Raw genomic sequence first — 25,540 nt, 5'->3', positions numbered from 1 at the left:
TACAACAAGTAGATTCTAATAATTAGGGCACACGATGACAAAAACTACACACACCTGTATTTTATTTCTATCCTATGGTTGCTTAGCTACATTTTCACACACATCTTTTGCTGCAGAGTACGCTGTATACGGTAAAGCTGAAGTACAAATTGCCAGTACTGATACGGGCATAATGCGTTATGCCGAAGAGGGTACTCAAATTGAAGCGCCATACTCGCGTATTGGTATTAAGGGCGATCATAAACTTAACGAATATTTAAGTGCTGTTTTTAAATATGAGGTACAAGTTAAAGGTTTTGAAGAAGATGATACGCAAGAGCCTTTCACTGCACGTAATACTTATTTAGGTTTAAAAGGCGCGTTTGGTGAAGTTGTTGTAGGTCGTAACGACACTCGCTTTAAATACTCTGAAGGTAAACTCGATAACTTTAACGAAACTCAAGCCGATATGGCACAGGTTATAGCAGGCCAAGACCGCCTCGGTGATACTATAACTTACACCTCAAACTATTGGCATAATACGCAGTTTTCGTTTACTTATGCGCCAAAAGATGACAATAAAGACGATAAAGCAGGCTTTGCTGCTACGCTTATTTATGGTGATCGTAATTTAAAAAGTACTTCATATTACTTATCGTTAAGCCATGTTGATTCACTTAATAATATTACTGCAAGTAGAATTGCCGGTGTTTATAAGTTCGAACAATTACAACTTGGTGCGCTGTACCAGCATTCAGAATCAGTAGATGGCAGTAAGTCGGGCAATGGTTACGTATTAAGTGCCAGTTATACACTTGATAAGTGGGTGCCAAAAATTCAATTTGCTAAAGATGACTCAACTCTTCGTCAAGCATCTGAGGCAACGCAATGGAGCACAGGCCTTGATTATGTATTTGATAAGCAAACTACAGCTTATCTTTTATATACCGATCTTAATTTAGAAGAACAAGACGACAGCAGTGTTGCGCTTGGCCTTAAATATAAATTTTAGGAAAAGTAATGACTCAACAAATTTTAAAAAACAATTCTCCTAAAAAACAGAGTATGCAATGGTTTTGGCTATTACTGGGCCCAAGCGTTATGTTGCTTACCTGTCTAGTAAACCCACCTGAGGGTATGTCGGTTGCTGCATTTAAAACAGCAGGCTTAGCATTTTGGATGGCATCGTGGTGGGTAAGTGAAGTAGTGCCAATTCCAGCAACAGCTTTGCTCCCTTTGGTAATATCACCACTTGCTGATATAGAAGCCATAAAAAGTGTGGCTGCACCGTATGCGCACCCACTAATATTTTTATTTTTAGGCGGATTTTTAATCTCTATCGCTATGGAGCGATGGGGGTTACATAAACGTATAGCGCTTAGCACCATGTTATATGCGGGTAAAAAGCCAAGTTTGCAAATTTTAGCAATGATGCTTGTAACTGCATTTTTATCTATGTGGATGTCTAATACGGCAACAGCCGTAATGATGCTACCTATTGCACTTTCAATTACCAGTTTGGTTAAGCAATCAGACCCGAGTAATGAAGGGTTTGGCAAAGCATTGCTACTATCAATTGCTTATGGTGCAAGCATTGGTGGTATTGCTACTTTAATTGGTACACCGCCTAATGCATTAATGGCTGCATACCTATCTGACAGTTACCAAATTGAAATAGGCTTTGCTCAGTGGATGATTGTAGGCGTACCACTGTCTTTAAGTATGCTTATTATTAGTTGGGTTTGGCTTACCAAATTTGCGTATAAAGTAGATGCTAATGTTAAAAACGATCAAAAAATTGATACAAAAGCGGTATTTTCTGAACAGTTAAAAAAGCTTGGAATAATGCAACGCGCAGAAAAAGGCGTATTGTTTGTATTTGTGCTTGCTGCACTTTGCTGGATATTTAGACCTTTATTGGGTGATATAACAGGTCTTAAAATTTCTGATACGGGTATTGCGATTGCCGCTGCATTATTACTATTTGTTTTGCCTGCAAACAAAGGCAGTGATGAACGTATTCTTGATTGGGAAAGCGCAGCTAAAGTGCCGTGGGGCGTTTTATTATTATTTGGTGGCGGGCTTACACTTGCATCTCAAATTAAGTCATCAGGGCTTGCTGAATTTATTGCTCACCTAATTGAAGGTGCTAGTGCTATTCCACTTGTTATGAGTGTACTTGTTGTAGTGGCATTAATTACATTTTTAACTGAGATCACGAGTAATACAGCGACTGCAGCTGGCTTTCTTCCTTTGTTAGGACCCGTTGCAGAGTCTATAACAGGTTCGCCTTTGGTTTGGGTTATTCCTGCAGCTATAGCGTGTAGTTGTGCGTTTATGATGCCGGTAGCGACACCACCAAACGCTATTGTGTTTGGCTCAGGGCAAATTCAAATGCGCGACATGATAAGAGCAGGCTTTGTGCTAAACATCGTCGCAATTGTTTTAATAACACTTGTAACAATGACGATTGCAGCCCAAGTATTTGGCTTTTAAAGCTGTACTAAATTAGTTCCAACCAACCTATATCAGAGTAGTTTTGTTTAAAGTTATAACTTAAAGCAAAGCTACTCTTTATATCCAATCTATTTCAGTTAAATTCACGCCATTAGTGTTCAAAAGAGTTGCTTAGGGTAGATTTACCCTTAAAAACTCAAGTTATATATTACGCTTTCAAGCAAATTAGTGTTATTGCTCGAAAAACAGAACAAGGTTATAGTCTGCGGTAACTTTAAAAATTGAGTAATCTATTTTGAGCACCGACACATCACAGGCAATGCCTTTAATTCCCCAATTTGATGAATTGCAAAAAAGCTTTCTCGAAACACCTTACTTGCCAATTGATAAACGTCTCGTTTTATTAAAAAAACTCCGTGTACGTATTGTTGAACTTGAGCAAGAGCTAGTAGATGCTGCTTCAAAAGACTTTGGTTACAGAACCGCTTTCGATACTTTACTTGGCGATATATTGCCTACGGTTCAAACACTCGCGCACATTATCAAAAAGCTACCAAAATGGGCAAAGCCAAGTAATCGCTCTGTGGGTTTAAGTTTATGGCCTTCAAAAGTAAGTGTTAATTACCAGCCAAAAGGTGTCGTTGGTATTATTGCACCGTGGAATTACCCCATTCAGTTAGCGTTAGTACCTGTGCTTACCGCCATAGCTGCTGGTAATAGAGTGATGCTCAAATTAAGCGAGTTTACACCGCATACAAACGTCGTTATCGAAAAAATATTTAAAGACGACATACAAACGCATTGCAAAATAATACAAGGCGGTAGCGACGTAGCCGCGCAGTTTTCATCACTGCCATTTGCTCATTTATTATTTACGGGGTCATCGGCCGTTGGTAAATTAGTAATGGCGTCAGCGAGCCGTAATTTAACACCAGTAACGCTCGAACTCGGTGGTAAATCGCCAGTTATTATTACGCAAAATGCCGATATTAAAAAAGCGGCACAAGCCATACTGTTTGGAAAAATGGCCAACGCAGGGCAAATATGCGTTGCTCCCGACTACGTATTTGTACCCAAAGAGCTTGAGCATCAATTGGTTCAGCAATTATGCGAGCTTTATAAAAAGCACTTTAAAGACGGTGTTGAAGGTAAAAACTTAACCTCTATTATTAGCGATGCACACTATAAACGTTTAGCAACCTACTTAGAGCAAGCCCAAGAGCTTGGCGCAAACATTATTAAGCCACTTGAGCAAAACCAGCAAGATGAGCAAAAACATCGTATGGGGCTGCATTTAGTGACTCAAGTAACTGACGAAATGCAGCTAATGCAAGATGAGCTATTTGGTCCAATATTACCAATAATGAGTTATGACACGCTCGACAGCGCAATTGACTATATTAAAGCCCATCACCATCCGTTAGCGCTTTATATTTTAGGGCAAGATAAGCACGCTCAAGAATACATTATGAAGCAAACAATCAGTGGCACTGTGGCAATAAACGATACGTTAGTGCAAGTAACTGCTGACGATGCCCCTTTTGGTGGTGTAGGGTATTCAGGAATGGGGCATTATCATGGCATAGAAGGGTTTTTAACGTTTAGCCATGCTAAAAACACGTTAGTATCGGGCTCGTTTAATCCTCGTATTGTTATGCTGCTAAAACAAAGCAAACTTCTTATTAAGCTACTAAAGTGGCTTTACATAAAATAAGAGTATGTTGATTTTGTAAAGTTGAATAGATTTTGAACTTGCTAAATCAAGATATTAAAAAGGCTGAATTACGTTATGTAATTCAGCCTTTTTAGATTAGTTTCAAACTAAGGTCTTAAACTCTTAAACTTTAAAATAAGACTTTAAAATAAGCGACCTTCGCCAGCATAGGTACCCACTTGTATTTTTGCATAAATTGCATCGGCTTTTTCTTTTGCTTCTTCAATTTCTTTAGGCAGCATTTTACGCTCATCAAGTTTGCGGCTATGACTCGCTTGCATATTGCCGTTGTACTCAGCGATAGTATTCCAAATGTACGACTTTTCTAAATCTTTTGGCATACCTAGCCCTTCAAAATACATGAGGGCTAAATTGAATTGTGCTAAAGAGTAATTGTTTGCAGCTGCTTTTTCGTACCAGTTGCGTGCCGCTTCATAATCTCGCGTAACGCCCACGCCATTAGAATACATTACACCTAAATTAAACTGAGCCGCAGGCAGGTTTTTATTGGCTGCTTTTTCAAATAAGGTAACGGCCATTTGGTGATCAAGCTTTACGCCTTTACCTTCGTCGTATAAAACAGCTAACGCAAACATTGAATCCGGGTGGTTCTTTTTAACGCCTTGTTGATAAAGCGCAGCTGCTTTGCGGTAATCGCGTGTTACACCGTATCCACCTTCGTATAATTTAGCTAGTTCGTATATTCCTGGTGCAAAACCTTTATCGGCAAGGTATTGAAATTCTTTTAGGGCGACTGCAAATTCACCTTCGTTAGCTGCTCTTATGCCATCTTCTAATGTTGCATGAGCGAAAGGGCTGGCAAGTAAAACGCCAGCAAGAACGAGTGCTTTCAAATTAAACTGTGACATATTAATGTCTCCAATTAGTAATAGTTACGATAGGTTTTAGGGCCAGTATATCTTGCCGCGATTAAATAGCGCCTAAATAGAACAAGTTTTAATCCCGACAGGTAAACAGACTTTAGTTAAATGCTAAATTATTAAATTTTTGCACTATTTGCGCATTTTAAACGTTTAATACTCAATGCATTTAAGTAGAGACTAAATCGGTTATTATAAATAGATGCAAAAAAGGGTGTCTACTGTTATGTTTTACGCCAGCTTTAGCGCAAACGCAAGGCGATACCTTATCAGATCGTGCGTATAAAATGTAAATAATAGCGCGGTGGACTTTTAAGGTAAGTAAACGAGTTTAAGAAGTGTAAGATACAGATTTTATAGAAAATTTAAAGAAATAAAAAAAGCCCGTTAGGGCTTTTTTGAGTCATATTAACCGTCACTAATATGAGCAATGTAGCAAGTAAATGTGATATTTGATGTTATTACTTGGGTCGAGTAAGTAATAACACGAAGCGGCACGCTCTTCTTTTAATGTGTCAGCATCCTTGCTGAATATTCTTCCGTAGGCACTGAGGTCGTTACACTGTGTTTGTGCGAACGATTATCAGTTAGATCTAAATGCAAGTCAATACTTAAATGATAATTATTATCAAATGAGTTTTGAGCTTTGCCACAATCTAAATAATAGAGAAGGTTATGCTTAATAATTTCAAAGCAAAAAAACTAAAACAGATATGCCTTGCTGTAAGTATGTTGTTTTTATGTAGTTGTTCGGCATCTTTTACTTACAATAATTTGAGTTGGCTTTCATCGTTTTGGGTTGACGATTATGTTGATTTAAATAAAAAGCAAAATACACAACTAAAAAACATAATTACAACAACACAAAATTGGCACCGAACTACCCAGTTACCCGCCTACAGACAAGACATACAAAATATAAAAGTATTGTTTAACCAAACATTGGAGGCTAAACAATTAAAAACACAGGTTGTGCTTGCAAAACAACATTGGCAGAACCTACTTGGGTACGCAAAACTGCCTTTAGCTGAGCTTGGGGCAACCTTATCAAGTGAGCAAAGAGAAGAACTTTTAAACAATATTCAAATAAAAATTAACGACGAACGTGAAGAGTTTAACGAACAAACCCCGCTTGAGCGAAAAAGTGAGCGTTTGGAAGAGCAAATTGAATACTACGAGCAGTGGATAGGCAAGCTTAATAAACAACAAAAAGCGCTGATTAAATCGACTAATGAGCAACATCGAGACTCAGGAGCGCTGTGGTTAGAGTACAAGCAAACCCGTTTGAATGCAGCCAAACAGGTATTTAAAAATGCTGAAATAACAAAAAAAGAATTTATAAATCAGTTAAGTACGGTTATTGAAGAGCGCGAACTATATATGAGCGACGCACTATTGAAAAGCAATGAAGTAAACTTAAATTTATATATAAATTTACTCTACGAATTAAACCTAACTCTAAATGATAAACAGCGCCAAAGCGTTAATGATCAATTTGATGAGTTAATTGAGACCTTAAACGATATAATAGAAAACTAAATTGTGCGTGAATTATTAAGTTTTAAATTAGCTGTTTAGGCTGGTTTGTTTTTAAACGCAAAAAATGCTTTTAAAGGGCAATATATGGTTACAGATTTGAAAAGTATCTTAAACACTTGGTATCTCAATAGGGACAACCAAGAATGGGTTTTAGCTACTTTGTACAAAATTGAAGGCTCTAGCTACAGAAAACTAGGGGCTATGATGCTTATTTCGAGCCTAGGCGAGCGCTTGGGCATGCTTTCAGGAGGCTGTTTAGAAGCTGACATACAGCGCCACGCTAAACAAGTAATGAGTACTTTAACCAGTAAAACCATTAGTTATGATGCCACCGATGAAGACGATTTAACATTTCAACTTGGCATTGGTTGTGGGGGCATAGTACATATTTTACTGCAGCCCATTCACAAAGCTAATGACTATTTACAGCTAGAGCTTGTATCTAAAGCACTTAATGAGAATAAACCAGGGCGATACCTTCAACAAGTAAGCCCCATTTTGCCAGCCGGCAGTGGTGTATTTACGCAAAATGATGAGTTACATGGTTTATCAATGAACCGCAAAGCGCAGTTGGTAGAATTACAAGGCGCTACGTGCTTGCAAACTTCTATTTATCCGCCGCCTCATTTATTAATAGTGGGTGGTGGCGCAGATGCAGTTCCGGTTTATACATTTGCCAAACAACTTGGTTGGAGTGTAACTGTATGGGATACACGCGCTGCCAATGCAAAAAGGCAATACTTTAAAAATGCAGATGCTATTTTGCGCTCCACACCGAGTGAGTTAAAAGAATATTGCATAACTAATAAAGTAGATGCTGCTATTTTAATGGCTCACAGCGTTGAACTTGACGCCAGTACGTTGGCTCAATTTAAAGATGTTCCATTTAAATACATAGGGTTATTGGGACCTAAGCACAGACGTGAACAAGTTTTAGAGCACGCAAATACGCGTGTTTCACAAATAAAGTCTCCTGTTTTTGGGCCTGTCGGTTTAAATTTAGGCGGCGACTCGCCAGAGAGTATTGCACTATCGCTGATCAGCGAAATACATGCAGTGCTGTGTGATAAAGATGCCCAATCACTAAGTCATTGGGGGCAGGAGCCGTGCTAATTGCAAAAGTTGTTTTAGCCGCAGGTCAATCATCTCGCTTTAACGGCTGTAAATTAACGGCTGATATCGGGTTTGGCAAAACAATGATTGAGCATGCAGTAAATACACTTCAAGCACTTGATGACATGCCGGTGTATGTAGTTACCGGGGCATGGCATAAAGAAGTATCACAAGCACTGGCAGGTTATAAAAACATAGAGCTCATTGAGAACAAGCAATGGAGCCAAGGTTTAGGTAATTCAATCGCGATAGCTTCTCAAACAGTGTTTAAAAATAAGTCCTTTGATGGGATTTTATTTATGCTTGCGGATCAGGTTGAGCTAAAAGTAGCGCACTTAAGTGAGCTAGTTACTGGTTTTACACGTAATCCATCGCGCTGGTGCGCAAACTATGGCGAGCGTTTAGGTGTACCCGCTATATTCCCAGCAGTTGATTTATCTCAGCTTGCAAGCTTAACTTCAGATAGAGGTGCACAGCAATTACTGCGCTCCAGCAGTGAAGTAGTCAATACAATTAGTTTACGTAGTGCGAGTTTAGACATAGATACTCAAAAGCAGCTAAGTAATTTTATAGCTAAAAATGAGTGAAAAAGTATTAGTAGGGCAAAATAAGTTTTAGCTGCGCTAACGCTTTAGTGCAGTGGTTATGGTATTTAGCTGTTAATGTAGCTGATGCGGTAACTATATGTGTTATGGATTAGTAGTTACAACAATCTTAACTGTTATAACCTGCGTTTAAATTAAATAATTTAAACACGGGTTATAAAGCTTAATCAAGGGGCAAGCTATGGTGACGTTTACAATTAATGGCAAGGTGGTTGAATCACACGCAAGTGAAGATACACCATTGTTATGGGTTATTCGCGATGAAATTGGATTAAAAGGGACGAAGTTTGGTTGCGGTATTGCAATGTGTGGTGCGTGTACGGTGCATTTAGATGGGCAAGCAACTCGCTCATGTGTTTTACCAATTGGCGCAATTGCAGGAAAAAACATTACCACAATTGAAGGACTTAATAACGAACACCCACTTCAAAAAGCATGGGTTGAAGAGCAAGTACCACAGTGCGGTTACTGTCAGTCGGGACAAATAATGCAAGCTGCTACATTACTAGCAGCTAACCCAAGTCCTTCAGATGAAGAAATAGTAAGCCATATGAATGGTAACTATTGTCGCTGTATGGCTTATAAACGTATTAAAACTGCTATTCAACGCGCTGCAGATGAGTCACAAAGTGTAGTAAATATATTTGATCCAAATGCACAAGACGCTTAACTGGAGCCGATAATGAAAAAATTATTTCAAAAAAATAGCGAAACCGTTAATTTAAATCGTCGCTCGTTTATGATTGGCACTGCTAGCGCAGGTTTAGTCATGGCGTTTGCCCCTGCGTTATTTTCGGGTTCGGTCAGTGCAAAAGAATCAATTGCGCAACAGGCTTTCTCACCCACCATTTGGTGGACTATGAGCACCGACGGCGCCGTAGAAGTAAGTATTGCTAAAGCTGAAATGGGTCAACATATTGGTACTGCTCTTGCGCGCATTGTGGCTGATGAGCTTGAATGTGATTGGGATAAAGTATCAATTACCTACGTAGATACCCATGAAAAATGGGGCTTTATGGTAACGGGTGGTTCGTGGTCTGTATTTCAAAGTTTCAAGCCATTATCTCAAGCCGGCGCTGCGGGTCGAATTGCATTAATAGAAGCCGGAGCTAAAATGCTCGGCGTGCCTGCAGACAAATGTCGTGCTGAAAAGGGCTATATTATTGCAGGCGAAAAATCGGTTAGTTATGCTGACATAGTTAAAAAAGGCGAGTTTAATCGTACATTTACCAGTGATGAAGTTGCAAACCTTCCACTAAAACCTGCTAATAAACGTCATTTAACTGGGCTTAAACAAGACTTTAAAGCGCTTGATATACCAGCCAAAACAAATGGTACCGCAGTATATGGGATAGATGTAGAAGTTGAAGGCATGCTGTACGCGCGACCAGTAATACCGCCAACCCGTTATGGCAGCACAGTAACAAACGTTGACGATAGTGCAGCAAAAGCTATTAAAGGTTACAAAGGCTATGAAATTTTAAATGACCCTAGTAACACAGTGCAAGGCTGGGTTGTTGTATTAGCTGATAGTTACCCAAGTGCCATTAAAGCAGTAGATGCTTTAAAGGTGAGTTACAAAAAGGGTGAGTCAGCAAATATATCTGAAGCTGATATTCAAAAAGAAGGTAAGCGATTATGCGAGCAACGCGACTCGGGCACTTTGTTTGTTGATCAAGGCGATATAAAGAAAACTCAAGCAGACGCCAGTGAGTCGTTAGAATCAATGTATACCACAGCGACAGCGAGCCATTATCAGCTAGAGCCATTAAATGCGGTTGCAGAATTTAAAGATGGAAATTGGATTATTCATACAGGTAACCAGTGGCAGTCACTTACGTTACCAGCGCTTGCTAAAGCACTCGAAATAGAACAAAACAAAGTAATTATTCGTCCTTATTATTTAGGTGGTGGTTTTGGTCGTCGATTATTTGGTGACTGGACTGTACCTGCAGCTCTAACCGCAAAAGCAGTAGGTAAACCAGTAAAACTGGTATTTACACGAGCAGACGATAGTTTATTCGATCAGTCTCGTTCTGCATCTGCTGCAAAAATGACGGCGTCGTTTGATAAAAACGGTACTTTTACTGGTTTAGAGCATGCATTTGCTGCAGGTTGGCCTACTAAAGCAATGGCACCAGGGTTTTTATCACCGGGTGTTGATGGTAAAGGTAAATTTGATGCATTTTCGGCATCGGGCGCTGATCATTGGTATAGCATGAGCAGTCACCGTGCACGCGCTATTAATAACGAAGTTGCACAAAGCACCTTTACTCCAGGTTGGTTACGTTCAGTAGGGCCTGGCTGGATTGCATGGAGTCTTGAGTCGTTTATTGATGAAATTGCCCATAAGCAAGGCAAAGATCCTGTTCAATTTAGAATTGAAATGTTAGACGGTAAAGGCAAGCAAGCGGGTAAAGCACCTGAGAGCGTTGGCGGAGCACTGCGCTTACGTAATGTGCTTAAAACGGTGTCTGACAAAGTAGCTTCTGTAAAATTAGCTAAAGATGAGGGCATTGGTTTTTCTGTAAGTTCAGGACAAGAACGTACTATGCCAGCATGGCTTGCAACCGCAGCGCATGTTCATGTTAACCGTGATAGTGGTAAAATAACGCTTAAAAAGCTTTATGTTGTTGTAGATGCTGGCTTAATAGTTCACCCAGATGGCGCACTGGCGCAAATTGAAGGGTCGTTACTATGGGGCAGCAGCCTTGCATTGCATGAATCAAATACGTATAAAGATGGGCAAGTATCAGCGACTAACTTTAATACTTATTTACCGCTAAGAATGCAAGATGTGCCAGATATTGACATTGAATTTTTACAAAGCGATGAGTTTCCAGTTGGTTTAGGCGAACCTGGCGTTATAGGGGTTGCTCCTGCGATTGGTAATGCTGTATTTAATGCAGTAGGCGTACGTTTACGTGACCTACCAATGAAGCCAAGCGAACTTAAAAAAGGCTTAGAAGCGTAAAACAAAAATAACTAAAGGGGTATGCTTTATGCTGCCCCTTTTAGTTATTAAATATATTTATGTAATTATTATTTATGTATCAATAAGTAGCGTTGTTTATACCAATTTGCTTAATTAAATGATTAAGTATTATTGCAAATTGGTATTAGGTTGTTATTACGTGTTGATATTAGTTAAGGTTTATTTATGCTAATCGACCCAACAGGGCGAGAGTTTAGTTACTTACGTTTGTCTATTACTGATGTATGTAATTTTAAGTGTGTTTATTGTTTACCAGATGGTTATCAGGGCGGTCATGACCGTGGTTTTCTGACAATTGATGAAATTAGCAACACGCTTAAAGCGTTTGCACACCATGGTATCGAAAAAGTAAGGATCACTGGCGGAGAGCCAACGCTTCGTAAAGATTTTATAGATGTTGTTCGCGCGGCAAAAGATGTCGCGGGCATAAAAAAAATTGCAATGACTACCAATGGTTTTTCTCTTCATAAGAATATTCATGACTGGGTAGATGCAGGCTTAAACGCCATTAATGTAAGCATTGATAGTTTAGATTCACGCATGTTTAACACCATTACTGGGCATGACAAATTTACCTCAGTAATGAAAGGCATTGATACTGCGCTTGAAACGGGTATTGATTCGGTAAAAATAAACAGCGTGCTGATGAAGCAATACAACGCAAAAGAGTTTGATACATTTTTAAACTGGGTTAAACACCGTCCCGTTACCATCCGCTTTATAGAATTGATGCAAACAAACGACAACAAAGCTTTTTTTGATGCTAACCATGTTTCTGGGCAAGTTTTAAAAACTCAGTTATTACAAACGGGTTGGCAGCAAGTTGCGCGTAGTGCATCAGCAGGTCCTGCTCAAGAGTTTGCTCATCCTGATTATCAAGGCAGAATTGGTTTGATCATGCCTTACAGCAACGACTTTTGTAGTACCTGTAACCGATTAAGGGTTACAGCAAAAGGGAATCTGCACTTGTGTTTGTTTTCTGAAGAGGGTATTTCGCTAAGAGAATATATGAACGACAGTTCAAACAGTGAATTAATGGCATTGTTATCTCGTTATATTAAAACCAAAAAGCCAACTCACCTTTTACACCAAGGTAATACAGGTATTACTACTAATTTATCCATGTTAGGTGGCTAGTTGTTAAAGCCACTTAGTGATATTAAAGCATCAAACGTGTTTCTGAAATACACTACATTATCCCTAAAATGTAAATAACTGGTTGTATCTACATGGTTTTATATCAACAAAGCTTGTTAAATTGTATTTTCACGTTAAACTTACTTTTTATTTTTATTAAGTGATTAGAATGGATATCGCGGCTCTTAATAGCACTAAATCATTAAGAAAGGACGTTCTGAGAGGGATATGTCTTTGTTTTGGTTTTTTATCGGTAGGATTTGCGGGATTTAATTTAACCGTAAATAACTTTCCATTGCTTGGCTATATCGAAATCTGTTTTTCTATTTATTGTATATTTACTTATATTTCACTTATACGCCGTCCACTACAGTTTTGGCAATCCTTAATAATGTGTGTACTTATAACGTTAATTGTTATTTTAGGTACATCCTTAGCATCGCCTCGTAATGGTGTGTTTGTATGGTCATTTGCATTACCTATTTTGTACTACCTGTTATTAGGTAAACAATATGGTGTAATTTTCTCTGCAAATTTATTAGTTATCCAAGTGTTTATTTTAGGGAGTAAGTCTACACTTGCCCCCTTTGAAACTTTTAACTTATCCCTTAATCTACTCTGTGCTTATTTTAGTATTTGGGCGATTTCTCATGTTTTTGAAGGAAGTCGTTCACACTTTTCAAGGCGACTTAAAAATTTAGCGTTACTTGACCCATTAACGGGTGCAGGTAATCGCCTTTCAATGAACCACTACTTTGAAGTAGAACTACAAGATAAGTCACAGTTATATTTGTTTTTACTCGATTTAGACTTTTTTAAGCAGATAAATGATGAGCATGGCCATGGTGTCGGTGACCAAGTACTTATCGAAGTGGCCACTTTACTAAGAGTTGTGCTTGGTAGAGGGTATGTATTTAGAGTAGGCGGAGAAGAGTTTGCTTTATTTAGCTCTTTTGAAAATGATGAGGCTGCACTTAGTACCGCTGAACAAATAAGAGCACGTTTTGAAAATACCACATTTGACATTGACGGCCTTGCAATCAATGTTACAACCAGTATTGGTGTGGCAAAATTTAAAAGTACTAATTCATTGGAAAGCTTTGTAAACCAAGCAGATAAACAGTTATACAAAGCAAAACAATTTGGCCGCAATAAAGTGTATTGTAAGTTTAAAAAAGAACATGACTATGAAACGGTAGTTGCTTAAGCAGGATTACTTAATACATTTGCTCAAAATTGGGGATCCCGTTTTCCCAAATCGGTTTATCTTTTCCTAAATGCTCGCGCACAGCATCAAAAAACAACCGGGTCCTCACTGGTAAATCTCGGTGCGGATATACGGCATACATCGCACTAAACTCCATCAGTTTTACATCGGTCAATAAAGGCACTAGCTTACCTTGTATTATTTCATCACCAATAATAAATGCAGGGGCAACAAAGTAAGTTGTTCCCGATAATGTTTTCATTAACAATGACTCGGCATCATTAGCACGAAACACACTTTTTATTTTTTGCTCGCAGCGTTCACCCTTACTATCGTAGTAATCTATGGTTTCTACTCGAATAGAATTACTGGCATAGCTTGCTGCTGGTAATTGCGCTAACTCTTCGATTGTTTTTGGCATACCGTAAGTTTCAATAAACTGCGGTGCAGCTAAAATTAATAATCGGTTACGCGCTATTTTACGTGCAATAAGTGATGAATCTTTAGGCTCACCTACACGAAAAGCCAAATCAAATCCTTCAGAGACTATATCTACTAATCTATCGTCTAAACGCAGTTCAACTTCTACTTGAGGAAAGCGTTTTTGAAAATCATTAAGTACAGGTTGTAAATAACGACGACCAATAAGTGTTGATGAAGTGATTTTTAATACGCCACGCGGTTCTAAATGGTAGTTTTCAGCCATGCGTACGGTTTCGCCAAGGAGCTCTCTAAGCTCTGCGGCTTTTTTGATCATTTCGGCGCCTGCCGCTGTGAGCGAAAATGAACGTGTGGTTCGGTTGAGTAACCTAACGCCTAACTCATCTTCTAAACGACTAATTTGCTTGGATATAACAGAGCGATCTATGTTGCGTATTTCTGCAGCTTTTGCAAAAGAGCCTTGCTCAACCACTTCAAGTAACATTAAAAGTCGACTTGTTGTATCCATTATTACACCTTAATTAATCTATTGATGCCATTTTGGCATTAATGAATTTAAAAATCTATGGTTTTTACACACGGGTTTAATCCGTATTATGCGAGGCTAATCAACAATGGAGCGTCTTCATGAACAAACATCTAATTGCTGCTGCACTTACTGCGGCATCTTTAACACTAGCAGGTTGTGCTGATGAGAGCACAGCTCAATCAGCACCTGCACAGCAACTTCAACCAATTGATGTAGCACAGGTGCTTGTTAAGCCGGTACAAAGCTGGCACACATATACAACGCGTTTAGAGTCTCCACAAGAAGTTGCCTTAATGCCGCGTGTATCAGGAATCATCGATAGCATTGAATTTAAAGAAGGCGATGTGGTTAAAGAAGGCGATGTTTTATTTCAATTAGATGCTCGTCCATTTGCTGCTGTGGTTGCTAGTTTAAAAGCACAGATTAACAGTGCAGAAGCTGCCTTAGAGCAAGCTAAAAGTGAAGACAAACGTGCGGTACGCTTATTAGACCGCAAGGCAATCTCAACTGAGCAAGCACAAGCGCGTACTTCAACACTACGCCAACGCGAAGCACAGCTTTCTGCACTTCAAGCACAACTTACTTCAGCAGAGCTTGATTTAGAGTTTACGTCAGTAGTATCACCAATTGATGGCATTATTTCTCGCGCAAATATTACCAAAGGTAATAACATACTTGCGGGTCAAAGCGTATTAACGTCAATTGTTTCAAACCAATCTATGTATGCTTATTTTGATGTTGATGAACGCACATGGAATAGCTCTTTTAATGATGTTACTGCTGCGAGCCACCAAACTGTTGTAATGCAAAAAGTGGGTCAAAGCGATTTTGCATACAAAGGCTACATTAACTTTATTGATAACCAAATTAATTCATCAACAGGTACATTACGCGTACGTGCGGTATTTAATGAAGACAGCAACCAATTACGCGCAGGCTCGTTTGCACGTATTAAGCTTGCAGCCAACTCTATTAGCGACGCGATTATTATCCCAGAACGTGCAATTGGTACCGACTTAAAAAATCGTTTTGTATTAACGGTTGGCGAAAACAACGTACTTGAATACAAACTTATCACTACTGGTGAGCGTTACGGTGCATTACGTGCGGTTACATCGGGCCTTAACGAAGGTGATGTTATTGCTGTAAATGGCCCAGCTCGCGTAGGCCCTGGTATGCCAATCTCTCCGCAAACAGTAACAATTGATACAAGTGGTGTGGCATTTACATTGTCAAACGACAACGCACAATTTGTGGCTAAGCAATAAGGTTTATTAATGAAATTTTCGCATTTCTTTATACAGCGCCCAATATTTGCGGCCATGCTGTCATTGGTTATTTTAATTGCTGGTGGTATATCACTATTCCAATTACCAGTAAGTGAATATCCAGAAGTAGTTCCTCCAACTGTTGTTGTTACCGCTAACTACCCGGGTGCTAACCCAACCGTTATTGCGCAAACAGTGGCAACACCGCTGGAGCAAGAAATTAACGGTACTGAAAACATGTTGTATATGTTTTCGCAAGGTACAAGCGATGGCCGTATGACATTAACGGTGACCTTTGCGTTAGGTACCGATTTAGACCGTGCTCAAGTACAAGTGCAAAACCGTGTAAACAGTGCGCTTCCGCGTTTGCCAGAAGAAGTACAACGTTTAGGTGTTGTGGCTGAAAAGTCATCACCAGATTTAACCATGGTAGTGCATTTATACTCACCTGAAAAAACGCACGACACAGCTTACTTATCTAACTATGCCGATTTAAACATTAAAGATGAAATTGCGCGTTTACCAGGCGTAGGTGATATTCGCATGTTTGGTGCTGGCAAATACTCGATGCGAGTATGGCTAAACCCAGATGCACTTGCTGCACGCGAATTAACAGCAACAGATGTAGTAACAGCGCTTCGCTCGCAAAACCAGCAAGTTGCTGCAGGTAGCTTAGGTGCGCAACCAATTTCAAACGACAGTCAATTTCAAATATTGTTAAACGTTAAAGGTCGTTTAAACAGTATTGAAGAATTTGAACAAGTTATTATTAAAGTAGGCGACGAAGGTCAGTTAACGCGTTTATCTGATATAGCCCGTGTTGATTTAGGCCAAGACACTTACGCACTGCGTGCTGAGCTTGATAACCAACCAGCTCTTGCAATGCCAATATTCCAACGCCCAGGTTCAAACGCTATTGAGCTTTCTGATCAAGTACGCGAAACAATGGCGCGCTTATCTAAAGATTTCCCTACTGGTGTTGAATACGACATTGTGTACGACCCTACGGTATTTGTTCGCGGCTCAATTGACGCGGTAATTGCAACGTTGCTTGAAGCAATTGTGCTGGTAGTTATTGTTGTTATTGTATTTTTACAAACCTGGCGAGCATCAATTATTCCGCTAATTGCTGTGCCTATTTCGCTCATTGGTACGTTTGCCGTAATGCAGTGGTTAGGTGTCTCAATTAATACCTTGTCGTTGTTTGGTTTAGTATTGGCCATAGGTATTGTTGTAGATGATGCGATTGTAGTTGTTGAAAACGTAGAGCGTAATATTGAAAAAGGCTTATCGCCACTTGAAGCAACCCGCGTTGCAATGAGTGAAGTAACAGGCCCTATTATTGCCATTGCGCTAGTACTAAGTGCTGTATTTATTCCTACTGCGTTTATTACCGGTTTATCAGGTCAGTTTTATAAGCAATTTGCACTTACAATTACAATTTCGACGATTATCTCAGCGTTTAACTCATTAACGTTATCGCCTGCGCTTGCTGCATTGTTATTAAAATCGCATGATGCAAAACCAGATGCATTTACGCGTTTACTTAATAAATTGTTTGGTCGTTGGTTATTTAAACCATTTAACCGCGTATTTAATCGTGGTGCTAAAGGTTACGAAAAACTGGTACAAAAACTAATTCGTATGACCATTGTTGTAATGGTGGCTTACATAGCACTTGTTGGCGGCACAATTAAGTTATTTGATACCGTACCAGGTGGCTTTATTCCACAGCAAGATAAACAGTATTTAGTGGCTATTGCGCAGTTACCTGACGCATCAAGCCTTGATCGTACTGAAGACGTACTTGCTCAAATGCAGCAAATTGCATTAGAAGTACCAGGCGTTGCACATACTGTTGCTTTTCCTGGCTTATCAGTGAACGGTTTTACAAATAGCCCTAACAGCGGCATTGTATTTACACCACTTGAAAGCTTTGATAAACGTACCGACCCAAGCCAATCTGCGATGGCGATAGCGGCGCAGTTGAATAAACGTTTTGCCGCCATTGATGAGGCATTTGTAGCGGTATTTCCACCGCCGCCAATTCAAGGTTTAGGCACTACCGGTGGTTTTAAACTGCAAATAGAAGACAGGGCTAATAAAGGGTTTGAAGCACTATTTAATAGTCTGCAGGCCGTAATTACTAAAGCGCAACAAGACCCTGCATTAATGGGCCTGTACTCAAGTTTCCGTATCCAAGTTCCACAAATGGATATTGATATTGACCGTGAGCAAGCGCTTATTCAAGGTATTCCACTTGATGAAGTATTTAATGCCCTGCAAATTTATTTAGGCTCTGTGTACGTAAATGACTTTAATATGTTTGGTCGTACGTACCAAGTAAATGCACAGGCTGATGCTGACTATCGCTTAGACCCTGATCAAATACTTAATTTAAAAGTACGTAACCGCTCAGGTAATATGGTGCCACTAGGCTCAGTATTAACAGTAACACCAACAATTGGTCCTGACCGTGTTATGCATTACAACGGTTATCCAAGTGCAGAGTTAAATGGTAGCCCAGCGCCAGGTTATAGTTCTGATCAAGCACAAGTTGCTATTGAAAAAGTACTCGCAGACACACTACCAACAGGTATTGAATATGAGTGGACTGAAGTAACGTACCAACAAGTACTTGCCGGTAACACCATGGTTTATGTATTCCCGTTAGTTGTATTACTTGTATTTATGGTACTTGCAGCGCAGTACGAGAGCTTACGTTTACCACTGGCAATTATATTAATTGTACCAATGACTATTTTCTCAGCCTTGTTAGGTGTGTGGTTTGTCGGCTCTGACAACAACATATTCACCCAAATAGCGTTAATAGTACTGGTCGCGTTGGCTTCTAAAAATGCAATATTGATGGTTGAGTTTGCAAAAGATAGACACGACTCAGGCTTATCGCACTTAGAGGCAATACTTGAGGCATGTCGTATGCGCTTGCGCCCAATATTAATGACCTCAATTGCATTTACAGCAGGTGTTGTACCTTTAGTACTTGCCACCGGTGCAGGCGCCGAAATGCGACACGCAATGGGTAACGCAGTATTCTCAGGCATGATAGGTGTAACCGTGTTTGGTCTATTATTCACGCCGGTATTTTATATGTTAGTGACTAACAAAAAAGAGAAAGCGCAGGAGAATACTCATGACTAAATTAATGCAAAAAAGACTTAAAACAAGTCTGACCGCCAGTGCAGTATTAGTCGCTGCGTTTTTAGCCGGGTGTGCGAGTAAAATAGACACCATGAGTGAGCAAAAAGCCGTTAACGAATTTGTTGCTAAAGCTAATATTGCTAGTAACGTTAGCGTTGCTGATGAAACAAACTGGTGGAAAAAGCTTAATTCTGATCAACTAAATGAGCTTGTTAATGGTGCGCTTGCAAATAACTATAATTTGCAAACAAGCCAGCTAACACTTAAAAGTGCATTAGCGCGACTAGGAGAGCAAAAAGCCCAATACCTACCGCAAGGTGGCGTAAATATTGGCGCAGCTCGAAGCGATGCACCAAGCGTGTTTGACCGCCAATCAAGTGCAAATGTTGCACTTGATTGGCAACTAGATTTATTTGGTCGCATAACAGCGTTGGTTGATGCTGCAAATGCATCAGCCATGAGCCAAGCAGAGCAAGTACGCTTATTACAAATTGAAGTAGTTTCGTCAGTTGTTAAAGGCTTTGTAAGTTATCAAGGGAATGTTGAAAAACAACACATTGTTACGCTTCAAATTGAAGCGCTTGAGCAAAGTATTGACGTTCTTCAAGCCCGTGTTGACGAAGGCGTCGCAAACGAGCTTGATTTAAACCGTACGATGGCGCAGCTTAGGCAGCAACAAGCATTAATGCCTGCTATTGAGTATGCAAAATACAGCGATTTATCTGCTCTTGCAGTACTAAGCGGTAAGCTAGCGCAAAATATTGCTATTGAAAACGAGCAAGGCGTGCTTGAACGTGACTTTAGCGTAGCACTAAAAAACGCTAATAATGCCATTGCCTTACGTCCAGATATTAGCCGTGCACTGTTTGACTTTAGCCAAGCAAATAGCTTAAGTGTTGCAGCGAGCAAAGCGTTATTACCAGATATTAGCTTATCTGCATTTGCAGGGGTTGTGAGTATAGATAGCACAGGCTTAAAAAATACCGACCAACAGTGGCAAGTAGCGCCGCAATTGCAATGGTCGTTATTAAGCTACCCAGCATTATTAGCACAGCGCGACGCGCAGCAGTTTTTAAGTGAAGCCGCTTACAGCGATTATCAACAAGTAGTATTAACTGCACTAAGTGAAAGTGAACTTTCACTGCAATTGTTGGTCAATCAAGCACAGCAAAAACGCTTTGCCGATGAGCGCTATGACTTTGCTAATAAAGCATTTTTACAAGCACAAGCAATGTACGAAGAAGGTCAAATTCCTTACCTTGAGTTGTTAGATGCGCGCCAGGATGTTTTAATAGCACAAGAAAATGCTGTTGAAACAACAATTTCTTCACTGCTTGCCAAAGTAAATGCTTACCAGTCATTTAATGGCCAATGGAGTTATGCGTTAAACGACACTAATAAGTAGAGTTATATTGATGCCAAATACTGAAAATTTACATGAATACATTATCCCGCAAACGATGCGCGCTATTGTACTGCCAGAACCAAATGAAGCAATTGACTTAGCGGATGCTGAGCTGCCTGTTCCTATTTGTGCAGATAACGAGCTGCTTGTAAAAGTAGAGTACGTTGGTTTAAATCCAGTTGATGGTCAATTTGCTAAAACAGGCTTTTGTAAATGGCAGTATCCACACATTTTAGGCTTAGATGCCGTAGGTGTTGTGGTTAAAGCTAATAAAGGTGTGTTTCCAAATGTTGGCCAGCGTGTTATGTGGCATGCCAACATTGGTGAGCAAGGTGCTTTGAGCGAATACACCAAGGTACCTAACTTTGCAGTGTCGGTTGTGCCATGCGGTTTAAATCCGGCCATTGCAGCAACACTTCCATGCGCCGGTATGGCAGCACTTATTAGCTTAGATAAAATAGGCATTAGTGAAGGCGATACTATTTTTATTGAAGGCGGAGCCGGAGCGGTAGGGCAGTTTGCTATTCAATATGCAAAACAGCGTGGTGCAGACGTATTTACCACAGCATCAAAGCGTAACCATAAATTGGTTAAGCAGCTAGGTGCTGATGTGGTTTTTGACTATAGCGATAAAAAGCTATGCGAAAAAATCCGCAGAGAACTTGGCCCGCAAGGCTTTGATGCGGTTATTGATACGATTGGTGGTGAGTGTACTCAGCGTAATATTGAGTTAATGCGTTTTTGCGGACGTATTGCCTGCTTAAATCCACTCCCTTGTTTTGATCAAGACTTAATGTATCACCGAGCGCCTAATATTAGCGTAGTATCAATTGGTGGTGCATGGCTTGCTAATAGTTTATGTGCACAACAACGTTTGAGTTTTATGGGCAACTTGTTACTTGAAGGAGCTGTTAGTGGCGACATTAAACACCCAGAAATAACGCCCGTAGATTTTAGTGCAGAGTCAGTATCGCAAGCGCTTAATAAACAACTTGCTGGTGGTTTTACCGGAAAGCAAGTTGTTAAAGTTGCTAAGTAAAGAGCTTATACAATTTGATTTAAATTTAAGTAGTTTTAGCTAGATTAACTGATAATGTAGCCTCTACAAATTGAATAAAAACGCAGCCTATTTGTGCTGTGTTTTTTTATGCCCATCAAAAAATAGATGCAGCGCTAGAGCTTTTGCTGTTTTATTCATCATTTTAGTTAAAATACTTTTTTTCAGCGTACAACTGTAAGCCTTTGTGTTTCAACAGTTTACGTTCGGGTAAAGAAAATAAATTGATAAAACTGTTAATTAATTGAATAGAGTAATTGATCTAAACGATTTTTTATGACGTAATGTAGGTATTATTTAGCTGGTCGGATGAGTTCAATCATGAGTTTACGTACAAAACTAAAAAAAGTATTACCAAGTATTTCTATCACAGAACAAGAAGCGCTAGACGCGGGTGATGTATGGCTTGAAGGTTCTATCTACCAAGGTAAACCTGATTTCAGTGCACTTCGCGACGTACCTGCTGCTACATTAAGCGCAGACGAGCAAGCATTCTTAGACGGTCCAGTAAAAGAACTACTGGGCATGATTGACGATTCAGTGATTCAAAACGGCATTCATTTACCAAATGACATCTTAGAATTTTTGAAAAAAGAGCGTTTTTTCTCGCTTATCATTCCTAAGTCGTTTGGTGGTTTAGAGTTTAGCCCTTATGCAAACTCTACTATTGTTGGCACAATTGCGACTAAAAGCTCAGCAGTTGCGGTAACCGTAATGGTTCCTAACTCGTTAGGTCCGGGTGAGTTATTACTTCACTTTGGTACGCAAGAACAACAAGCACATTACTTACCACGCCTAGCAAATGGTACAGACATTCCATGTTTTGCATTAACAAGCCCAGAAGCCGGTTCTGATGCAGGTGGCATTCCAGACATTGGTACAGTTACTAAAGGCATGTATAAAGGCGAAGAAGTACTTGGCCTTGAAATCACATGGGACAAGCGCTACATAACGCTTGCACCTATTGCTACCGTACTTGGTTTAGCTTTTAAAGTAATGGACCCTGATGGTTTATTAGGTGGTAAAGAAAGCTTAGGTATTACTTGTGCACTTATTCCTAAAGAGCACCCAGGTGTAGAGCTTGGTAATCGTCACGACCCAATGGGTATTCGTTTTTACAATGGTACTACACGTGGTAACAAAGTATTTGTACCAATGGACTTTGTTATTGGTGGACAGAAAAATATCGGCCGTGGTTGGCAAATGCTGGTTAGCTGTTTAGGTGCTGGCCGTGGTATTTCATTACCTGCGCTAGGTGTTAGTACAGCACAAGTTGCATTTAAATCAGCATCTGAATACGCAGCAGTGCGTGAACAGTTTGGTTTAGCCATTGGCCAGTTTGAAGGTATTCAAGAAAAACTAGCTGACATTGCAGGTAAAACATACCTACAAGAAGCAATGCGCGTACTTACAACTGAAGGCTTAGGCATGGGCTTAAAACCATCAGTAGTAACTGCAATCGCTAAATACCACATGACAGAGCTTGGTCGCGACGTGCTTGATTCAGCAATGGATATTCAAGCAGGTAAAGCGATTCAAAACGGTCCACAAAATACATTAGCAAGTGGTTATGTTGCTCAGCCGATTGCCATTACGGTAGAAGGCGCGAACATTCTTACACGTAACCTAATGATATTTGGTCAAGGTGTTATGCGTTGTCACCCATATTTACAATCTATGGTTGAGTCAATTCACAGCGAAGACAAAGGCGCAGATAAAGAATTTAACGGTATTTTACGTAAAACAATTGGTTACAGCACAGCAAACAGCTTACGTGCTTTCCGCCTTGGTGTTTTACCATTTACAGCAAGTGCTAATTCTGAATTACCAGAAGTACGCGACTACGAAAAAGCAGTACATAAGTTATCTGCAAAACTTGCAGTGTACGCAGACTTTTCGTTACTTGTACTTGGCGGTAAATTAAAGCAAGCAGAAATGCTATCGGCGCGTTTAGGCGATGTAATGAGCTTCTTATACGCAGCTATGGCATCAATTAAATACTACGAGCAAAAAGTATCAAGTAGTGACCGTGAGCAAGCTGCGCCGTATTTCCATTACGCGACTCGTTTTGCACTACAAAGTGCTGAAGAAGCATTGCATAAGTTTTTAGATAACTTCCCTGCAAGTGGTACTCGTAAGTTTATTCGTTTCATTACAATGAACTACTCAACTAAAATGCCAAAAATTAGCGATGATCTAATCCGCGAACTAGCTAAGCAAGCTCAGCTAGATACCGCATTTAAAGCGCAAATTACGCATTTAGTTAAACCAGTAATAGGCGATGGTCATCATATTAATGAGCAAGCTTACAAAGCTAAAATGGCATCACTTGGCGAGCTGGCTAAAGTTAAAAAAGCACTACGTGCTAAAGTAATTAAACCAGGTATACGCTTTAACATCACGCTTGATAACGCACTAGCGGCAAACGTAATCACGCAAGCTGAACACGTTCAGTTAATTGATTACAACATCAAACGTGAAAAAGCGATTCGTGTAGATGAGTTCGATTTTGATATGAACATACTAGACGATAACGCACAGCCGATTAACCCGCTTAAAAGCGTAGTTAATCAGTAAGTTAAAGTAACAATATTCAATGATGCAAAGCGCCCGTAGTATCGGCGCTTTTATTCTTGCAAAGTATTAGTGTGGAGCCTCGCTTGTGTAAAAACAAGCGGGGCTTTTTTATGTGTTTTTAAAGTGGAAATAGATGACGGTATTGATTTGTAAGCGAATATGTATGCGTAGAGGATTAAAAAGAGACGCTTATAACCTCGAAAAAGGGCTGATAACCCCGTTAGCACCTTGTTGTAATACATGAGTATATATTTGTGTGGTTTTAACATCAGAATGGCCAAGCTGAGCTTGAACAGTTCTTATATCGGCGCCATTTTGCAGTAGATGAGTAGCAAAAGAGTGTCTTAATGTATGAGGTGTTATTATTTTTGTTAACCCTGATTTTTGGACGGCTTTTTTAACCTCTTTTCTAATACAAGAGTGATGAAAATGATGTCGTCTTATTTCACCACTTTGAGGATCTGAACTTAATATATGAGAAGGAAATAAATACTGCCACGCAAGCGATTTTGCGGCACTTGGATATTTTTTTGTTAAAGCATATGGCATCCATACGCCAGAATATTCCGTATTATTTAAATCCAGTTTTAAATAGTCATCAACGTTCAAAATTTGATTTCTCAGCATAGGAATTAGCTCTGTGGCCAGCGTAACAATGCGGTGTTTATTACCTTTTCCATTCCATACTTGAATGCATTTATAATCAAAATCAATATCTTTCACCCTTAATTGCACCGCTTCCATTACTCTTAAGCCACTTCCATACATAAGGGCTGCAATTAAATAATAGCGCTTATTTAAATGAGCCATCAACATTTTAACTTCCTCTGGGGTCATCACTACAGGGAGCTTTGCTTGTTTTTTACTACGGGCAAAATTTAAATTTAATGAGAGTTCTTTTTTTATTATGTGCTTGTATAAAAATGACAATGAATTGAGTGCGGTAGCTTGCGTACGTGGTGCAACGTTTTGCTTTAACACTAAATGTTCTAAGTAGCGTTCGACTTCATTGCCCCCCATTGAGGCGGGATGGCGTTTATTATGAAAATGGATATAAGATGCAATCCATCTTAGGTAGGTATCGACGGTGCGTAATGAATATTGACGAACTAGCATATATTCAGCTATGTAATTTAAAAATGGGGAACGTGTTTTCATACTATTACCAACAATAGTGCTGTTTTTATATACAGTATAGTTGTGATGCACACATATTCAAGAAAATGAGCGGCGAGCGCATTTTGTCTTTTATTGAGAGTTTGAGTGCTAATAAAAAATTATATATAGCAATGTATTAAGTTATTTGGTAAAAAAGATTTATAAAAAACATGAGCGTATCGTTGGCAGAAATATGCGCGATGAGCGGACTATTAAATTGTTGAACTAAGCCGCTACGTGGAGATCCTATTCTGACCATTTGAGCCACACTTACCTTGGGGTTATCCCATATTTGGAGGTAAGTAATGAATACACT

Annotated in this window: 19 protein-coding genes; 15 read left to right on the top strand and 4 right to left on the bottom strand. The window is 39.6% G+C overall.

The features are described from left to right. Nucleotides 1–34: 34 nt before the first annotated feature. From I6E72_RS13725 to I6E72_RS13715, 3 genes are all read left to right on the top strand, one after another. Complete coding sequence (locus I6E72_RS13725) at nucleotides 35–991, top strand: porin (protein ID WP_197112693.1); 957 nt, start codon at nucleotides 35–37, stop codon at nucleotides 989–991. Nucleotides 992–999: 8 nt separating this feature from the next. Next, the gene (locus I6E72_RS13720; RefSeq protein ID WP_197112691.1) at nucleotides 1,000–2,475 is read left to right on the top strand and encodes an SLC13 family permease; all 1,476 of its coding nucleotides are present in this window, start codon (nucleotides 1,000–1,002) and stop codon (nucleotides 2,473–2,475) included. 256 nt (nucleotides 2,476–2,731) lie between these two features. Further along, the gene (locus tag I6E72_RS13715) at nucleotides 2,732–4,150 is read left to right on the top strand and encodes a coniferyl aldehyde dehydrogenase (protein ID WP_197112689.1); all 1,419 of its coding nucleotides are present in this window, start codon (nucleotides 2,732–2,734) and stop codon (nucleotides 4,148–4,150) included. Between the two features lie 143 nt (nucleotides 4,151–4,293). Here the strand turns inward: I6E72_RS13715 and I6E72_RS13710 are convergent, their stop codons facing one another. Then, nucleotides 4,294–5,019 carry a tetratricopeptide repeat protein gene (locus tag I6E72_RS13710; RefSeq protein WP_007582012.1) on the bottom strand — a complete coding sequence of 242 codons (726 nt, stop codon included), beginning with the start codon at nucleotides 5,017–5,019 and terminating at the stop codon, nucleotides 4,294–4,296. Nucleotides 5,020–5,706: 687 nt separating this feature from the next. Between I6E72_RS13710 and I6E72_RS13705 the strand changes: the two genes are divergently transcribed. The 7 genes from I6E72_RS13705 to I6E72_RS13675 all read left to right on the top strand — a co-directional run bounded on the left by I6E72_RS13705 (nucleotide 5,707) and on the right by I6E72_RS13675 (nucleotide 13,627). Further along, on the top strand, nucleotides 5,707–6,570 hold the full coding sequence (locus I6E72_RS13705; RefSeq protein ID WP_197112687.1) for a DUF6279 family lipoprotein: 864 nt from the start codon (nucleotides 5,707–5,709) through the stop codon (nucleotides 6,568–6,570). Between the two features lie 84 nt (nucleotides 6,571–6,654). After that, entirely contained in the window at nucleotides 6,655–7,683 is a 1,029-nt protein-coding gene (locus tag I6E72_RS13700) for an XdhC family protein (protein ID WP_197112685.1), read from the top strand. Continuing rightward, nucleotides 7,677–8,270, top strand: a complete 594-nt coding sequence (locus tag I6E72_RS13695) for a nucleotidyltransferase family protein (RefSeq protein WP_197112683.1) — start codon at nucleotides 7,677–7,679, stop codon at nucleotides 8,268–8,270. The genes I6E72_RS13700 and I6E72_RS13695 overlap by 7 nt, the downstream gene beginning before the upstream one ends. 199 nt (nucleotides 8,271–8,469) lie before the next feature. Next, entirely contained in the window at nucleotides 8,470–8,958 is a 489-nt protein-coding gene (locus I6E72_RS13690) for a (2Fe-2S)-binding protein (protein WP_007582016.1), read from the top strand. A gap of 12 nt (nucleotides 8,959–8,970) precedes the next feature. Further along, nucleotides 8,971–11,262, top strand: coding sequence for a xanthine dehydrogenase family protein molybdopterin-binding subunit (locus I6E72_RS13685; protein ID WP_121955117.1), 2,292 nt, complete (start codon nucleotides 8,971–8,973; stop codon nucleotides 11,260–11,262). Between the two features lie 186 nt (nucleotides 11,263–11,448). Further along, a complete protein-coding gene (moaA, locus tag I6E72_RS13680) occupies nucleotides 11,449–12,420 on the top strand; it encodes a GTP 3',8-cyclase MoaA (protein ID WP_007582018.1) in 972 nt (323 codons plus the stop codon). 169 nt (nucleotides 12,421–12,589) lie between these two features. Beyond that, entirely contained in the window at nucleotides 12,590–13,627 is a 1,038-nt protein-coding gene (locus tag I6E72_RS13675; RefSeq protein ID WP_197112681.1) for a GGDEF domain-containing protein, read from the top strand. 10 nt (nucleotides 13,628–13,637) lie between these two features. Here I6E72_RS13675 and I6E72_RS13670 read toward each other — a convergent pair whose 3' ends face one another. Then, entirely contained in the window at nucleotides 13,638–14,576 is a 939-nt protein-coding gene (locus I6E72_RS13670) for a LysR family transcriptional regulator (protein WP_007582020.1), read from the bottom strand. A 119-nt stretch (nucleotides 14,577–14,695) separates the two neighbouring features. On the opposite strand from I6E72_RS13670, the gene I6E72_RS13665 reads away from it, so the two are divergent. The 5 genes from I6E72_RS13665 (at nucleotide 14,696) to I6E72_RS13645 (ending at nucleotide 24,066) form a co-directional block, all read left to right on the top strand. After that, entirely contained in the window at nucleotides 14,696–15,865 is a 1,170-nt protein-coding gene (locus I6E72_RS13665) for an efflux RND transporter periplasmic adaptor subunit (RefSeq protein ID WP_197112679.1), read from the top strand. Nucleotides 15,866–15,874: 9 nt separating this feature from the next. Next, the gene (locus tag I6E72_RS13660) at nucleotides 15,875–19,027 is read left to right on the top strand and encodes an efflux RND transporter permease subunit (RefSeq protein ID WP_197112677.1); all 3,153 of its coding nucleotides are present in this window, start codon (nucleotides 15,875–15,877) and stop codon (nucleotides 19,025–19,027) included. Then, on the top strand, nucleotides 19,020–20,432 hold the full coding sequence (locus tag I6E72_RS13655; protein ID WP_197112675.1) for a TolC family protein: 1,413 nt from the start codon (nucleotides 19,020–19,022) through the stop codon (nucleotides 20,430–20,432). The genes I6E72_RS13660 and I6E72_RS13655 overlap by 8 nt, the downstream gene beginning before the upstream one ends. Before the next feature lie 10 nt (nucleotides 20,433–20,442). Further along, complete coding sequence (locus tag I6E72_RS13650) at nucleotides 20,443–21,471, top strand: zinc-binding dehydrogenase (protein ID WP_197112673.1); 1,029 nt, start codon at nucleotides 20,443–20,445, stop codon at nucleotides 21,469–21,471. 339 nt (nucleotides 21,472–21,810) lie between these two features. Next, entirely contained in the window at nucleotides 21,811–24,066 is a 2,256-nt protein-coding gene (locus tag I6E72_RS13645; RefSeq protein WP_197112671.1) for an acyl-CoA dehydrogenase, read from the top strand. Nucleotides 24,067–24,255: 189 nt separating this feature from the next. Here the strand turns inward: I6E72_RS13645 and I6E72_RS13640 are convergent, their stop codons facing one another. Both I6E72_RS13640 and I6E72_RS19760 read right to left on the bottom strand, forming a co-directional pair. Then, nucleotides 24,256–25,224, bottom strand: coding sequence for an integron integrase (locus I6E72_RS13640; protein WP_197112668.1), 969 nt, complete (start codon nucleotides 25,222–25,224; stop codon nucleotides 24,256–24,258). A 136-nt stretch (nucleotides 25,225–25,360) separates the two neighbouring features. Beyond that, nucleotides 25,361–25,540, bottom strand: a 180-nt coding sequence (locus tag I6E72_RS19760; protein WP_231620556.1) for a hypothetical protein, incomplete at its 5' end; no start/stop codon positions are given.

Source organism: Pseudoalteromonas sp. NSLLW24 (assembly GCF_015864725.1).
Taxonomy (GTDB): domain Bacteria; phylum Pseudomonadota; class Gammaproteobacteria; order Enterobacterales; family Alteromonadaceae; genus Pseudoalteromonas; species Pseudoalteromonas arctica.
This window is presented reverse-complemented; position numbering and strand designations above follow the sequence as displayed.

What these genes read in the sequence shown, in the direction of transcription:
- I6E72_RS13725 (WP_197112693.1), top strand. Translation starts at nt 35, where the DNA reads ATGACAAAAACTACACACACCTGTATTTTATTTCTATCCTATGGTTGC.
- I6E72_RS13720 (WP_197112691.1), top strand. Translation starts at nt 1,000, where the DNA reads ATGACTCAACAAATTTTAAAAAACAATTCTCCTAAAAAACAGAGTATG.
- I6E72_RS13710 (WP_007582012.1), bottom strand. Translation starts at nt 5,019, where the DNA reads ATGTCACAGTTTAATTTGAAAGCACTCGTTCTTGCTGGCGTTTTACTT.
- I6E72_RS13705 (WP_197112687.1), top strand. Translation starts at nt 5,707, where the DNA reads ATGCTTAATAATTTCAAAGCAAAAAAACTAAAACAGATATGCCTTGCT.
- I6E72_RS13700 (WP_197112685.1), top strand. Translation starts at nt 6,655, where the DNA reads ATGGTTACAGATTTGAAAAGTATCTTAAACACTTGGTATCTCAATAGG.
- I6E72_RS13690 (WP_007582016.1), top strand. Translation starts at nt 8,470, where the DNA reads ATGGTGACGTTTACAATTAATGGCAAGGTGGTTGAATCACACGCAAGT.
- I6E72_RS13685 (WP_121955117.1), top strand. Translation starts at nt 8,971, where the DNA reads ATGAAAAAATTATTTCAAAAAAATAGCGAAACCGTTAATTTAAATCGT.
- moaA (WP_007582018.1), top strand. Translation starts at nt 11,449, where the DNA reads ATGCTAATCGACCCAACAGGGCGAGAGTTTAGTTACTTACGTTTGTCT.
- I6E72_RS13675 (WP_197112681.1), top strand. Translation starts at nt 12,590, where the DNA reads ATGGATATCGCGGCTCTTAATAGCACTAAATCATTAAGAAAGGACGTT.
- I6E72_RS13670 (WP_007582020.1), bottom strand. Translation starts at nt 14,576, where the DNA reads ATGGATACAACAAGTCGACTTTTAATGTTACTTGAAGTGGTTGAGCAA.
- I6E72_RS13665 (WP_197112679.1), top strand. Translation starts at nt 14,696, where the DNA reads ATGAACAAACATCTAATTGCTGCTGCACTTACTGCGGCATCTTTAACA.
- I6E72_RS13660 (WP_197112677.1), top strand. Translation starts at nt 15,875, where the DNA reads ATGAAATTTTCGCATTTCTTTATACAGCGCCCAATATTTGCGGCCATG.
- I6E72_RS13655 (WP_197112675.1), top strand. Translation starts at nt 19,020, where the DNA reads ATGACTAAATTAATGCAAAAAAGACTTAAAACAAGTCTGACCGCCAGT.
- I6E72_RS13650 (WP_197112673.1), top strand. Translation starts at nt 20,443, where the DNA reads ATGCCAAATACTGAAAATTTACATGAATACATTATCCCGCAAACGATG.
- I6E72_RS13645 (WP_197112671.1), top strand. Translation starts at nt 21,811, where the DNA reads ATGAGTTTACGTACAAAACTAAAAAAAGTATTACCAAGTATTTCTATC.
- I6E72_RS13640 (WP_197112668.1), bottom strand. Translation starts at nt 25,224, where the DNA reads ATGAAAACACGTTCCCCATTTTTAAATTACATAGCTGAATATATGCTA.